At 71.4% G+C, this 14,336-nt stretch carries 10 protein-coding genes; all 10 read right to left on the reverse strand.

The features are described 5' to 3' along the window. Positions 1–81 precede the first annotated feature (81 nt). The 10 genes from V8J39_RS05690 to V8J39_RS05735 all read right to left on the reverse strand — a co-directional run bounded on the left by V8J39_RS05690 (position 82) and on the right by V8J39_RS05735 (position 14,072). On the reverse strand, positions 82–1,896 hold the full coding sequence (locus tag V8J39_RS05690; RefSeq protein ID WP_336459871.1) for an ABC transporter ATP-binding protein: 1,815 nt from the start codon (positions 1,894–1,896) through the stop codon (positions 82–84). Position 1,897: 1 nt separating this feature from the next. Continuing rightward, positions 1,898–3,679 carry a gamma-glutamyltransferase family protein gene (locus V8J39_RS05695; RefSeq protein WP_336459872.1) on the reverse strand — a complete coding sequence of 594 codons (1,782 nt, stop codon included), beginning with the start codon at positions 3,677–3,679 and terminating at the stop codon, positions 1,898–1,900. Positions 3,680–3,701: 22 nt separating this feature from the next. Then, on the reverse strand, positions 3,702–4,568 hold the full coding sequence (locus V8J39_RS05700; protein WP_336459873.1) for an ABC transporter permease: 867 nt from the start codon (positions 4,566–4,568) through the stop codon (positions 3,702–3,704). Further along, a complete protein-coding gene (locus V8J39_RS05705) occupies positions 4,565–5,512 on the reverse strand; it encodes an ABC transporter permease (protein WP_336459874.1) in 948 nt (315 codons plus the stop codon). Before V8J39_RS05705 ends, V8J39_RS05700 begins: the two co-directional genes overlap by 4 nt. Positions 5,513–5,722: 210 nt before the next feature. Next, positions 5,723–7,231 carry an ABC transporter substrate-binding protein gene (locus V8J39_RS05710; protein ID WP_336459875.1) on the reverse strand — a complete coding sequence of 503 codons (1,509 nt, stop codon included), beginning with the start codon at positions 7,229–7,231 and terminating at the stop codon, positions 5,723–5,725. Continuing rightward, entirely contained in the window at positions 7,228–8,103 is an 876-nt protein-coding gene (locus V8J39_RS05715) for a FadR/GntR family transcriptional regulator (RefSeq protein WP_336459876.1), read from the reverse strand. The genes V8J39_RS05710 and V8J39_RS05715 overlap by 4 nt, the downstream gene beginning before the upstream one ends. A 247-nt stretch (positions 8,104–8,350) precedes the next feature. Continuing rightward, entirely contained in the window at positions 8,351–9,232 is an 882-nt protein-coding gene (locus V8J39_RS05720) for a hydroxymethylglutaryl-CoA lyase (RefSeq protein ID WP_336459877.1), read from the reverse strand. Then, complete coding sequence (locus V8J39_RS05725) at positions 9,225–11,291, reverse strand: acetyl/propionyl/methylcrotonyl-CoA carboxylase subunit alpha (RefSeq protein WP_336459878.1); 2,067 nt, start codon at positions 11,289–11,291, stop codon at positions 9,225–9,227. The genes V8J39_RS05720 and V8J39_RS05725 overlap by 8 nt, the downstream gene beginning before the upstream one ends. A 10-nt stretch (positions 11,292–11,301) precedes the next feature. Then, complete coding sequence (locus V8J39_RS05730) at positions 11,302–12,909, reverse strand: carboxyl transferase domain-containing protein (RefSeq protein ID WP_336459879.1); 1,608 nt, start codon at positions 12,907–12,909, stop codon at positions 11,302–11,304. Then, entirely contained in the window at positions 12,906–14,072 is a 1,167-nt protein-coding gene (locus tag V8J39_RS05735) for an acyl-CoA dehydrogenase family protein (protein ID WP_336459880.1), read from the reverse strand. The genes V8J39_RS05730 and V8J39_RS05735 overlap by 4 nt, the downstream gene beginning before the upstream one ends. Between the last annotated feature and the right edge of the window lie 264 nt (positions 14,073–14,336).

Consider the following 14,336-nt stretch of genomic DNA (forward strand, 5'->3'; position numbering starts at 1 on the left):
CCCGCGCTCTGGCGCATCCGCCCGGCCGGGGCGCCCGGGCCGGGGGGGCGCGGGGGGCCACGCTGGCCCCCCGACCCTGTTTCAGGCCGCCCCGTCCATCACCAGGTGCCCCGGCCCCACTTCGCGGAACGCCCGCGCCGGCGGCACGAAGCCCCGGGGACGCACCGGGCTTTTCAGCTCGCTCACCTCGGCATTGCGCCGCAGCCCGCGCCGCGAGGGGTCGGGCACCGGCACCGCCGAGATCAGCTGGCGGGTGTAGGGATGCTGCGGATTGCCGAAGATCTGCGCCCGCGGCCCGATCTCGACGATCTCGCCCAAGTACATCACCGCCACCCGGTGGCTGACGCGTTCCACCACCGCCATGTCGTGGCTGATGAACAGATACGCGATCCCCAGCCGTTCCTGCAGGTCCATCAGCAGGTTGCAGACCTGCGCCTTGACCGACACGTCCAGCGCCGAGACGCTTTCATCCGCCACGATCACCTTCGGCTCGAGCGCGAGCACCCGCGCGATCGCCACCCGCTGCCGCTGCCCGCCCGAGAATTCGTGCGGATAGCGCCCGGCCATCTCGGGCGCGAGCCCCACCTGCCCCAGAAGCTCCGCCACCCGCGCCCGGGCCGCCGCCCCGCGCGCGATCCCGTGCTTTTCCAGCGGCTCGGCGATGGCGCCGCCGATCGTCATCCGCGGGTTCAGCGACGAGAACGGGTCCTGGAAGATCATCTGCCCCGACCGCCGCATCCGGCGCAGCTCGGCCGTGCCCAGCCGCGGCACGTCGAAGCCGTCCAGCTCGATCTCGCCCGCCATCGGCTCGACCAGCCGCAGGATCGACCGCCCGGTGGTCGACTTGCCGCAGCCCGATTCGCCCACGAGGCTGAGCGTCTCGCCCTGCCACAGGTCGAAGGACACGTTCTCGACCGCGTGCACCGCGCCCGTCGGCCGGCCGAGCATGTCCGAGCCGACCTTGAACCGGGTGGTGAGGTTGCGCACCTTCAGCACCGGGCCGCCGCCGCGCACCACCGTGTCGGGCAGCGCCGCGAGCGGGGTGATGGCGCCTGTCTCGGGCTCGACCGCCGGGAAGCGCAGCGGAAGCTGGCTGCCTTCCATGCCGCCAAGCTTCGGCACCGCCGCCAGCAGCGCGCGGGTATAGGGCTTTTCACCGGCCGCGAAGATCTGCGCCGTCGGCCCCTGCTCGACCATGTCGCCGCGGTACATCACCAGCGTACGGTCGGCGATCTCGGCCACCACGCCCATGTCGTGGGTGATGAACAGCACCGCCATCCCGGTCTCGGCCTGCAGCTCCTTGATCAGGTCGAGGATCTGGCCCTGGATCGTCACGTCGAGCGCCGTCGTCGGCTCGTCCGCGATCAGAAGCTTCGGCTTCGACGCCAGCGCCATCGCGATCATCACCCGCTGGCGCATCCCGCCCGAGAATTCGTGCGGGTACTGGTCGATGCGGCGCGCGGCATCGGGGATGCGCACGCGCTCCATCAGCGCCAGCACCTCGGCGCGCGCCTCCGGGCCGGTCATGCCGCGGTGGCGGGTCAGCACCTCGCCGATCTGGCGGCCGACGGTGAAGACCGGGTTCAGCGAGGTCATCGGCTCCTGGAAGATGATCGCCATCTCGTTGCCGCGGATCTCGCGCATCTCGCGGTCCGAAAGCCCGATCAGCTCGCGCCCCATCAGCCGCGCCGAACCGGTGACGCGCGACGCCTTCGCCTCGAGCAGCCCGAGCACCGTCATCGAGGTGACGGACTTGCCCGATCCGCTTTCGCCGACGATGGCCAGCGTCTCGCCCGCCGCGATCTCGAACGAGATGTCGCGCACGACCTCGCGCCAGCCCTCATCGGTGCGGAAGGCGGTGGTGAGGCCGTCGACCTTGAGGATCGGTTCCGCCATCTCAGCGCCCCACGGCATAGGCCTGCATCATCCGCGGCGTGGCGGCGGCGCGCAGCACCCCCTCCGCGCTGCGGGATGCGGCGGTGAGACGGCCGATGGTCCAGTCGCTCGAGACGTCGACGCCGTGGCCGCGGGCGCGCAGCTCGGCGATCGCCGCCTCGCCGATCCGGCCCTCGATCAGCATGCCGCCGGGGTTCGAGGTGCGCGGATAGAACGAGGCCGGGAAATGCGTCGAATGGAACAGCGGCATGTCGATCGCCGCCTGCAGGTTCGGCTCGTGGTGGACGTGGCGCAGGAAGAACGACAGCTGCCACTGGTCCTGCTGGTCGCCGCCGGGCGTGCCGAAGGCCAGCACCGGCTTGCCGTCCTTCAGCGCGATCGAGGGCGTCAGCGTGGTGCGCGGGCGCTTGCCCGGCGCGAGCGAGGTCGGCAGCCCCTCCTTCAGCCAGAACATCTGCGCGCGCGAGTTCAGGCAGAAGCCGAGCCCCGGCAGGATCGGCGAGGATTGCAGCCAGCCGCCCGAGGGCGTGGTCGAGACCATGTTGCCCCAGCGGTCGATCACGTCGATATGCACGGTGTCGCCGCGCTTTTCCGACAGGTGGGCCATCGTCGGCTCGTAGACCGCGCCCTGCCCCAGCCCGCCGATCACGTCGAGCGCGAGCTGCCGCTGCGCCTCGAAGCCCGCGATCTCGCCGGGGTTCAGCACCATGGACGCCGCGTTGCCGATCAGCGCCCGGCGCTTGGCCGCATAGTCCTTGGACAACAGCACATCCATCGGCACGGCGGCGAAGTCGGGATCGCCGTAATAGGCCTCGCGGTCGGCGAAGGCGAGCTTCATCGCCTCGATCACCGAATGGACGAAGTCCGGGCCGCAGGGGTCCATGTCGCCGATCCCCATCCCCTCGAGGATCGCGAGCGATTGCAAGAGCACCGGCCCCTGCCCCCAAGGGCCGGTCTTGGCGACGGTCCAGTCGTGGTAGGTGCCATAGGTCGGCGTCTCGATCGTGGCCGAATAGCCGGCCATGTCGTCGGCCGTCAGCACCGCCTTGTGACGCGCGCCGGAGGCATCCATCACCTCGGCGGTGTCAAGGTAGCGCTGCATCTCCTCGGCGACGAAGCCGCGGTAGAAGGCGTCGCGCGCGGCCTGAACGCCGGCCTCGCGGTTCGGCGCCGCCTCGGCCTCGGCGATGATGCGCCGCCAGGTCTGGGCCAGCACCGGGTTCTTGAAATTCGACCACGCCTTGGGGGACTGATCGCCCGGCAGCCAGGTCTGGGCGCTGGTCGGCCATTCGGTGCGGAAGAAGTCCGACAGCCCGTCGATGGTCGCGGCCACGCGCGGCAGCATCGGGTGGCCCTGCTCCAGATAGTAGATCGCCGGCTCCAGCACCTCGCGCACGGACAGGCTGCCATAGTCGCGCAGCATCAGCATCCAGCCGTCGAAGGCGCCCGGGATCACGGTGGCCAGAAGGCCGTCGCCGGGGATCAGGTCGATCCCTTCCGCCTTGTAATGCGCGATGGTCGCGCCCTTCGGCGCCGGGCCCTGCGCGCAGATCACCTCAAGCTTGCCCGTCGCGGCGGAATAGACCAGCGCCGGCAGGTCGCCGCCGGCGCCGTTCAGATGCGGCTCGACGACCTGCAGCGCGAAGCCGGTGGCAACGGCGGCGTCGAAGGCGTTGCCGCCCTTCTCGAGGATCGACATGCCGACCGCCGAGGCGATCCAGTGGGTCGAGGTCACGACGCCGAACGAGCCGATGAGTTCGGGGCGGGTGGTGAAATCGGTCATCTTGTCAGGTCTTTCCAGAAGTTCAGGACTCGCGCGGGTCGAGCGCGTCGCGCAGGCCGTCGCCGAGGATGTTGAAGCCGATCACGACGAGGAAGATCGCGGCCCCGGGGTACATCGCCATCCACGGCGCCTGGCCGAGGAAGTTCTTCGCCACGTTCAGCATCGACCCCCACGAGGGCGCCGGCGCCTGCTGGCCAAGGCCCAGGAACGACAGCGAGGCCTCGGCGATGATCGCGGTGGCGACGGTCAGCGTCGCCTGCACGATGATCGGGGGGATGATGTTGGGCAGGATGTAGCGGGTCATGATGTCGAGGTGGCCAAGGCCGATCGAGCGGGCGCCCTCGACATAGTCCTCGGTCTTCACCGCCAGCACCTGGCCGCGGGTCAGCCGGATGAAGACCGGCATCGCCGAGATCCCGATGGCGATCATCGCGTTGGTCAGCGACGGGCCGAGGAAGGCCGCGAGTGCGATGGCAAGGATCAGGAACGGCATCGCCAGCAGCGCGTCGGTGAAGCGCGAGATCACCATGTCGACCCAGCCGCCGAAATAGCCGGCGATCAGCCCGATCGGCAGGCCCAGCACGACGGCGATGATCACCGAGATCACGCCGGCCATCAGCGAGGCCTGCGCGCCCCAGATCATGCGCGACAGCACGTCGCGGCCGATGTCGTCGGTGCCCATCAGATGCTCGGCCGAGGGCGCCTTGCGGATCGCGGTCCAGCTGGTCTGCAGCGGATCGTCGATCGGCAGCACCGGGGCGAGCGCCGCGACGATGACGAAGAAGGCGACGATGATCAGCCCGACGAGCGCCGCGCGCGAGCGCTTGAGCTTGGCCCAGGCGCGGGATTTCTGCCGCGGGGCGGCGGGGGTGGTGAGCGCGGCGGTCACAGCGTGCTCCTCAGGCGGGGGTTCATCAGCATGTAGAGGACGTCGGCGATCAGGTTCATCGCCAGGAAGCCCACGGCGGTGCACAGCACCACGCCCTGCACCACGGCATAGTCGCGGTTGAAGACGCTATCGACGATCAGCTTGCCGAAGCCGGGGATGGTGAAGATCTGCTCGGTCAGCACGGCGCCGGCCAGCAGTTCGCCGAACAGCAGCGCCGTCAGCGTGATCACCGGCAGCAGCGCGTTGCGGAACGAATGGCTCATCACCACCTCGCGCGGGGACAGGCCCTTGGCCCGGGCGGTGCGGATGTAGTCCTGCGACAGCACCCCCAGCATGGCCGAGCGGGTGTGGCGCATCAGCGTCGCGGCAAGCCCGGTGCCCAGCACGAACGAGGGCATCAGCATCGTCTGGATCGACCGGGCGGGATCGCTGAAGAACGGCTCGTAGCCCGAGGCCGGCAGCCAGCCCAGCCGCACCGAGACGAAGAGGATCAGCATGATCCCCAGCCAGAAGTTCGGGATCGACAGGCCCGAGAGCGCGACGATGTTGGCCAGCCAGTCGATCCAGGTGTTCTTGCGGACCGCGGCGAGGATGCCGGCGGGAATGCCGATCGCCAGCGCGAAGATCATCGACATGATCGCCAGCTGGATCGTCACCGGCAGCTTCTGCGCGATCAGCTGCGCGACCGGCTGGTTGGTGCGCAGCGACGCGCCGAAATCGCCCTGCACGATGCCCGAGATCCAGTACCAGTACTGCATCACCCAGGGGTCGTTCAGGTGGTACTGCTCGCGCAGGAAGGCGATGGTCGCGGGGTCGCGCTCTTCGCCCGCAAGCGCCAGCACCGGGTCGCCGGGCAGAAGCTTCTGCAGCAGGAACACCAGGATCGAGACGATCAGCAGCGTGGGCAGCGCCACGAGCAGACGCCTGACGATGAAGGCCAGCATGGGCAGGATCCTTTGGTCGGAGATCGGCGGCCCCGCGCCGCCCCGAGAGGGTCCGGCGGCGCGGGGCTGGCGGCAAGAGGGGTCCCGGCGGGGAGAGGGATCGCCGGGAGCCGGTTGAACCGCCGGTCAGCCGGCGCCGGTCGATCGGCGCCGGTCGGGTGGGACCCGTCAGCCGGGACCCGTCGGGCGGGACCCGTCAGGTGGGGCCGATCAGTCGGCGTCGGTGACGCCGGTCAGGCGGATCATCCCGTCCGGGAAGGCCTCGAACCCGTCGACGCCCTTGTCGTAGGCGAAGATGTAGGTCTGGTGGCCGAGGTAGATCACCGGCAGGTCCTCGGACAGGATCTTGGTCGCGGCGTCGTAGTATTCCTTGCGCTTTGCGACGTCCGTGGTGGTGCGGGCATCGTTCAGCAGCGTGTCGACCTCGGGGTTGCAGTACTTGGCATCGTTGATGCCGCCCTCGCAGGTGACGAACTGGTGGATGTTGCCGTCCGGGTCGGCCCGGCCCGACCAGTCCGAGCGCGACAGCTGGTAGTTGCCGGCGGTCTGCTCGGCCAGCAGGGTCGCGAACTCGGTCGCGCGCAGGCTGACGTCGAAGCCTGCCTCGGCGACCATCGCCTGGATGACCTGCATCATCTGGGTCACGACCGGGTTGTTGGCGTGCTGCAGCTCGATCGCGACGCGCTCGACCCCGGCTTCCTTCAGCAGCGCCTTCGCGCCCTCGAGATCGCGCGGCTCCAGCGGCACGTCCTTGTCGTACCACGGGCTGGTCGGCGCCCAGGGCTGGTTGCCGGCCTTGGCGGTGCCCTCGAACACGACCTGGTTCAGCGCCTCGCGGTCGATCGCCTTCGAGAAGGCCTGGCGGATGCGCTTGTCCTCGCCCAGCGGGTTCTTCGCCCGCTCGCCGTTGCCGACGTTGACGTAAAGCGCCATGTAGCCCAGGCCGGTCACGTCCTGCATCTGCAGCTCGGCATCGTCCTTGACCGAGGCCACGTCCGTCGCCGCCAGCCGCTCGACCATGTCGAGCTGGCCCGAGCGCAGGTTCGCGAGGCGCACGGTGGTGTCGGGGATCGGCAGGTAGGTGACGCGGTCGAGATGGATGTTCTCGGCGTTCCAGTACGCGGGGAACTTCTCCAGCACGATCCGGTCCTGCGCGATGCGCTCGACGAACTTGAACGGGCCCGAGCAGACCGGGTTCGCGCCGAAGTCCTTGCCGGCGGCCTCGGCGGCGGCGGGCGAGATCATCATGCCGGCGCGGTCCGACAGCTGCGCCAGCAGCGAGGCGTCGGCGGCCTTGAGGGTGAAGGTGACCTGCATCGGGCCGGTGGCCTCGACCGTGTCGACCGACGAAAGCTCGGACTTGCGGCGGCTTTCGGGCAGGGTCATCGACCGGGTGATGTTGTAGACCACCGCCTCGGCGTCGAAGGGGGTGCCGTCATGGAAGGTGACACCCTCGCGCAGGTTCATCACCAGCTTCATGCCGTCGTCGGAATAGGACCAGTCCGTCGCGAGTTGCGGGACGATGTTCACGTCCTTGTCGAGGTCGACGAGCTTGTCGCACAGGCCCGTGTAGACGATGCGCCCGACGAAGGTGCGCGACTGGTCCGGGTCCAGCACGTCGGCATCGTCCTGCAGGCCGATGCGCAGCTCGTTCGCCATGGCGGGCATCGCCGCGGCAAGGGCCGCCACGGTGGCGACGGAGGTGAGCAGCTGTTTCATGTGGTTTGCATTCCCTGTTGTCTTTCTTCGGTCTCGTCGTCGTCTGCGCCGGGGATCGCCCCCGATCGCGGTCGTGGATCGTGCTGGGCGTCGGGGACCAGCCCGGCCAGCGGCAGCGCCGCCAGCAGCGCGCCCTCCGGCCCTGCCGCCTCGTGCGCCGTGCCGCCGGGGGCGGCCCCGTCCAGCGAGGTCTGCCGGATCAGCACCTCCTGCAGGTAGAGCAGGTGTTCGCGCATCCCCTCGCCCGCGCGGTGCGGGTCGCGGGCGGCGATGGCGGCGACGATCTCGGCATGGTGCCGGCGCGTCGCCATCGGGTCGGGCTGGCCGGTGCGGGCGCGGGCCCGGATCGCCTGCCAGCTCGGGTCCTGCCGCACGCGGTTGAGGATGTCGAAGATCGACAGGAACAGCGCGTTGCCGGCGCTGAGCGCGATCTGGCGGTGGAAGGCGCCGTCCCACAGTTCGCGTGCATCGGCGTCGTCGGTCTCGGCGCTGGTGATGCGCGCGCACAGCAGCTGCAGCCGGTCGATGTCCTCGGGCCGCGCCCGCAGCGCCGCAAGCTGCGCCAGCTGCGGCTCGATCCGCAGCCGCACCTCCATGATCTCGAGGAAATTGGTCGCCGCCACCATCGCCTTCGGTGCCGGGGCCGGCATGTCGGGCTGGCCGACGAAGGTTCCCGACCCCTGCCGCCGCCACAGCGCGCCCTCGGCCTCGAGCACCTCGAGCGCGCGGCGCAGGGCGCGGCGGGTCAGGCCCAGCTCGTCCGCCAGCTGGCGCTCGGGCATCAGCCGGGTGCCGCCGCCCAGACCCAGCGCGGCGATATGCGCACGCACGAGGTCGAGCGCCTTCGAGGATGTGGTGTCGGAACGTGCCATGGGCAGGGACTTCGAAGCCTTCATGCGGACCGGAAGCGGACCAGATGCGAACCAATTCGAATTGGATCGAAGCCCCTGTCGAGAACCGATATCGGCGCACCGCCCTGCCGGACCCCAGATCGTGACCATTTGCACACTTATTGTGCATTAATTCCGGTGAGTGCACGCGATATGATCATGACTGGCCATCACGTCATCATACCACCCGCCGCATGAGGGCGGGCCGGCGAGAATCACGCGAATTGGTTCAGGCGTCCGGCGATTGGTTCGCGGCGCCATCCGGCCGGCGCCCGGTGAGGCGCAGCGCCAGCTCGGCCGCGCGGGCGAGCGGCGCTTCGGCGATGCCGGTCTCGAAGCCCAGCGCCGCGAGATGCGCGACCACGGCGCCGGTCGCGACATTGCCGCTTGCCCCCGGCGCGAAGGGACAGCCGCCAAGCCCGCCGACCGCGGAATCGAAGATCCGCAGCCCGTAGCCCAGCGCCGTCGAGATGTTGTCGAGCGCCCGGCCCCCGGTGTCGTGGAAATGCCCCGCCAGCCGCGCCGGCGGCAGCTCTGCCGTCACGAGGTCGAGCACCTGCGCCAGCGTCGCGGGTTCGGCCCGGCCGATCGTGTCGGCAAGGCAGATCTCGTGGCAGCCCATCTCGTGCAGCCGCCGCGCCAGCGCCAGCACCGCGCCCGGCGCCACCCGCCCCTCGAACGGGCAGTCGGTGATGCACGAGACATAGGCCCGCACCGGGCGGCGGGCCGCGGCCAGCACCGGGGCGAAGCGCGCGAGGCTTTCCGCGACCGAGCAGTTGATGTTGGCGCGGCTGAAGGATTCCGAGGCCGAGGCGAAGATCGCGATCTCGTCGGCGCCGGCGGCCTCGGCGGCTTCGAGCCCGCGCAGATTGGGCGCGAGCGCCGCGTAGCGGATGCCGGGCCGGCGCGCGATCCCGGCCATCACCGCCGCGCCGTCGGCCATCTGCGGCACCCGCGCCGGGTTGACGAAGCTTGCGGCCTCGATGCGGGTGAGGCCGGTCGCCGACAGCAGGTCGACGAGCGCGATCTTGTCGGCGGTGGCGACGATCGCGGGCTCGGCCTGCAGCCCGTCGCGTGGCCCGACCTCGACGATGGTGACATGTTCAGCCATCCGCGCCCCCCGCATCCCCGGCATCCCCCGCATCCCCAGCATCCTCCAGCACCGCGAGCAGGTCGCCGTCGGCCACCTGCTGGCCCTCGGCCACGCCCAGCCGGGCGATGCGGCCGTCGCGCGGGGCGCGCAGCATGTGCTCCATCTTCATCGCCTCGAGCACCATGAGCGCCTCTCCGGCCGCGACCTGCTGGCCCGCCCCGGCCAGCAGCCGCGTGACGAGCCCGGGCATCGGCGCGCGGATCTCGTTGCCGCCCGCCCCGGCGGCGGCGGCGCGCGCGAGCGGGTCGGGGCGCTGCCAGTGCCAGGCCTGCCCGCCCTCGAACACCGTCACCGCCCGTGGCGGGGGCGCGACGCCTCCGGCGGGGATATTTGGACAAAGTCGAGGAGAGGCGGCGATGGCCAGGTGGCGGGTCAGCCCGTCGCGGGTCAGGCTGATGCGGTCGGGGCCGGCGGCGACCGCGTAGCTTGCGCCCCCGAAGACGACGCGGGCGCCGTCGAGCTGCAGGACCATCGTCTCGTCCTCGGCCCCGCGGCGCAGCGCGACGCTGACCGCGGCCGGGCCCCAGTGGCGGTAGCCGCGGGCGGCGGACCAGGGATCGGCGGCGTCGGGCGGCGTGGCCAGGCCCGACAGCACCAGCGCCGCGGCGAGCCGCGCCTCGGGCGGTGGCGGCGGCGCGGCGGCCAGGGCGTCGATGTCGCGCGCGATCAGGCCGGTGTCGACGGCGCCGGCGCGAAAGCCCTCGTGCCGGGTCAGCGCGGCCAGGAAGCCGAGGTTGGTGACGGAGCCCGCGACCCGGGTCGCCGACAGCGCCCGATGCAGCCGCGCGAGCGCGGTGGCGCGGTCGGGGCCATGGGCGATGACCTTGGCGATCATCGGGTCGTACCAGGGGGTGATCTCGTCGCCCTCGGCCACGCCCGCGTCGATGCGCAGCGGGCCGCGCGCGAAGGCCGCGCCCGGCGGGAAGGCCAGGGTCGAGAGCCGGCCGGTGGCGGGCAGGAAGCCCCTGGCTGCATCCTCGGCATAGAGCCGCGCCTCGACGGCATGGCCGTCGATCGCGAGGCTGTCCTGGGTGACCGGCAGCGGCGCGCCGGCCGCGACGCGGATCTGCAGCTCGACGAGGTCGAGCCCGGTGATCGCCTCGGTCACCGGGTGTTCGACCTGCAGGCGGGTGTTCATCTCCATGAACCAGAACCCGTCCTCGCGCAGGCCGCGCGCGCCGTCGGCGATGAATTCGACCGTGCCCGCGCCGACATAGCCGATGGCGCGCGCGGCCTCGGTCGCGGCGCGGCCCATGGCGGCGCGGACCGCGGGCGTCATGCCGGGCGCCGGCGCCTCCTCGATCACCTTCTGGTGGCGGCGCTGCAGCGAGCAGTCGCGTTCGAACAGGTGGATGACGTGGCCGTGGCCGTCGGCGAAGACCTGGATCTCGACATGGCGCGGGGCGGTGACGTAGCGCTCGACCAGCACCGCGGGATCGCCGAAGCTCGCCTGCCCCTCGCGCTGCGCCGAGGCGAGGCTTTCCGCGAAGGCGCCGGGGTCCTCGACCAGCCGCATCCCCTTGCCGCCGCCGCCGGCGCGGGCCTTGATCAGCACCGGGTAGCCGATGCGCGCGGCCTCGGCCGCGAGATGCGCGGGGTCCTGATCCGGGCCGTGATAGCCCGGCACCACCGGCACGCCGGCCCGCTCCATCAGCGCCTTGGCGGCATCCTTCAGCCCCATCGCGCGGATCGCCGCGGCGGGCGGCCCGATGAAGGCCAGCCCCGCGGCCGCGACCGCCTCGACGAAGTCGGGGTTCTCGGACAGGAAGCCGTAGCCGGGGTGGATCGCCTGCGCCCCGGTCCCGAGCGCGGCGGCGATGATGCGATCGCCCCGCAGGTAGCTGTCGGCCACCGCCGCCGGGCCGATGCGCACCGCGCGGTCGGCCATCGCGACATGGCGCGCGCCCGCGTCGGCGTCGGAATGCACCGCCACCGTCTCGATGCCCATCTTGCGGCAGGTGGCGATGACCCGGCAGGCGATCTCGCCGCGGTTGGCGATCAGGATGCGGTCGAACATCGGGCTTTCCTCACATCCGGAACACGCCGAAGCGCGTGTCGCCGATCGGCGCGTTCAGGCTGGCGGCGAGCGACAGCGCCAGCACCTCGCGCGAGCGGCGCGGGTCGACGATGCCGTCGTCCCAGAGCCGCGCCGCGGCATAGAGCGGGTGCGACTGGCGCGCGAACATCTCGATCGTGGGCGCCTTGAAGGCGGCCTCGTCCTCGGGCGACCACTGGCCGCCGCGGCGCTCGATCCCGTCGCGCCGGACGGTGGCCAGAACGCCCGCGGCCTGCTCGCCCCCCATCACCGCGATCCGCGAGCCGGGCCAGGTCCACAGGAACCGCGGCTGGTAGGCGCGCCCGCACATGCCGTAGTTGCCCGCCCCGAACGAGCCGCCGACCAGAAGCGTCACCTTCGGCACCGAGGTCGTCGCCACCGCCGTTACCAGCTTGGCGCCGTCCTTGGCGATGCCGCCCGCCTCGTAGGCGCGCCCGACCATGAAGCCGGTGATGTTTTGCAAGAACACCAGCGGGATCCGGCGCTGCGAGCACAGCTCGACGAAATGCGCGCCCTTCTGCGCGCTTTCCGAGAACAGCACGCCGTTGTTCGCGACGATGCCGACGGGGATCCCCATCACATGGGCAAAGCCCGTCACCAGCGTCTCGCCGTAGCGCGGCTTGAACGCGTCGAGGCGCGAGCCGTCGACGATGCGCGCGATCACCTCGCGGATGTCGTAGGGGGTGCGCAGGTCGGCAGGCACCACGCCCAGCATCTCGTCCGGGTCATAGAGCGGCGGCTCGGGCGCGGCGCGCTCGAGCCCGGGCGGGCGCGGGCGGTTGAGGCTGGCCACCGCCTGCCGCGCGAGCGCCAGCGCATGGGCGTCGTCCTCGGCCAGCATGTCGGCCACGCCCGACAGCCGCGTGTGCAGGTCCCCGCCGCCCAGATCCTCGGCCGTCACCACCTCGCCGGTGGCCGCGCGCACGAGCGGGGGGCCGGCCAGGAAGATCGTCCCCTGCCCGCGCACGATGATGGTGACATCCGACATCGCCGGCACATAGGCGCCGCCGGCGGTGCAGCTGCCCATCACCACCGCGATCTGGGGGATGTTCGCCGCGCTCATCCGGGCCTGGTTGTAGAAGATCCGGCCGAAATGGTCGCGGTCGGGGAAGACCTCGTCCTGGTTGGGCAGGTTCGCCCCGCCGCTGTCGACGAGATAGACGCAGGGCAGGTGGTTCTCGGCCGCGATCTCCTGCGCGCGCAGGTGCTTCTTCACCGTCATCGGGAAATAGGTCCCGCCCTTCACGGTGGCGTCGTTGGCCAGCACCATCACCTCGCGCCCGGCGACGCGGCCGACGCCCGCGATCACCCCCGCCCCCGGCACCTCGCCGCCGTAGAGGCCATGCGCGGCGGTGGCGCCGATCTCGAGGAAGGGCGCGCCGGGATCGAGAAGCGCCGTGACCCGGTCGCGCGGCAGCATCTTGCCGCGCCCGGCGTGGCGGTCGGCCGCCGCCTGCCCGCCCCCGGCCCGCGCCGCGGCCACCGCCGCCGCGATCTCGTCCAGCGCGCGGCCCTGCGCGGCGGCATTGGCGGCGAACTCGGGCCCGCCCGTCAGCACCTGCGACCGGATCACGCTCATGCCCCCTGCGCCCCCATCAGCTCGCGCCCGATCAGCATCCGCCGGATCTCGGAGGTGCCGGCGCCGATCTCCATCAGCTTGGCGTCGCGGAACAGCCGGCTGACGGTGCTGTCGGCAAGGAATCCCGCCCCGCCCATCGCCTGCACCGCCTGATGCGCCTGCACCATCGCCTGCTCGCTGGCGTAAAGCACGCAGGCGGCGGCATCGGCGCGGGTGACGCGGCCGCGGTCGCAGGCGCGCGCCACCTCGTAGACATAGGCGCGGGCCGAGTTCAGCGCCGTGTACATGTCGGCGATCTTGCCCTGCATCAGCTGGAACGACCCGATCGGCTGGCCGAACTGGCGCCGCTCGACCATGTAGGGCATCACCTCGTCGAGGCAGGCCGCCATGATCCCGGTGCCGATCCCCGCCAGCACGACCCGTTCGAAGTCGAGCCCCGACATCAGCACCCGCACCCCGCGCCCGACCTCGCCCAGCACGTTCTCGCCCGAGACCTCGACGCCGTCGAACACCAGCTCGGCCGTGTTCGACCCGCGCATCCCCAGCTTGTCGAAATGCCCGCTGGTCGAGAAGCCGGGCATGTCGCGCTCGACCAGGAAGGCGGTGATGCCCTTCGATCCCGCCTCGGGGTCGGTCTTGGCATAGACCACCAGCAGGTCGGCATCGGGGCCGTTGGTGATCCAGTACTTGGTGCCGTTCAGCACCCAGCCGTTGCCGCGCGGCTCGGCGCGCAGCCGCATCGACACCACGTCCGAGCCCGATCCCGCCTCGGACATCGCCAGCGCGCCGACCCGCTCGCCCGAGACGAGCCCGGGCAGATAGCGCGCCTTCTGCGCCGGGCTGGCGTTCAGCTTGATCTGGTTCACGCACAGGTTCGAATGCGCGCCGTAGCTGAGCGAGACCGAGGCCGAGGCCCGCGCGATCTCCTCGACCGCGACGACATGGGCGAGATAGCCCATGCCGGCGCCGCCGTACTCCTCGGGCACGGTGATGCCCAGAAGACCAAGCTCGCCCATCTCGCGCCAGAGCGCGGCGGGAAAGACGTTGTCGCGGTCGATCGCCGCCGCCTGCGGCTTGACCCGGGCCTGTGCCCAGGCGTGCACGGTGTCGCGCAGCGCGTCGATCTCGTCGCCGAGATCGAAGCGCATCGAGTGGTGGAACATCGGCATCCTCCCGGCCTGGTCCCCATGGTGCGACGCCCCCGCTCCCCCGGGGGCTGCCGGCGGACCCCTCCCGGTCCGCGAGTCGGCTGTCGCCTTGGTCCAGCATCCGGCAAACCGCCCCGCGCTTCAGCGCGAACGTGGCGGCACCGCCCGGCTGCCGCCACGTCCTTCGCGGGGCGGCCCGGGCGCCGCCCCGGCCTTTTGCGAAGGTCGCGCGGCGCCGGGGGGCGATCACGAATTGATGAGCCTGCATGCAGTTGGCCC

It is taken from the genome of Frigidibacter sp. MR17.24 (assembly GCF_037095655.1).
GTDB lineage: Bacteria > Pseudomonadota > Alphaproteobacteria > Rhodobacterales > Rhodobacteraceae > Frigidibacter.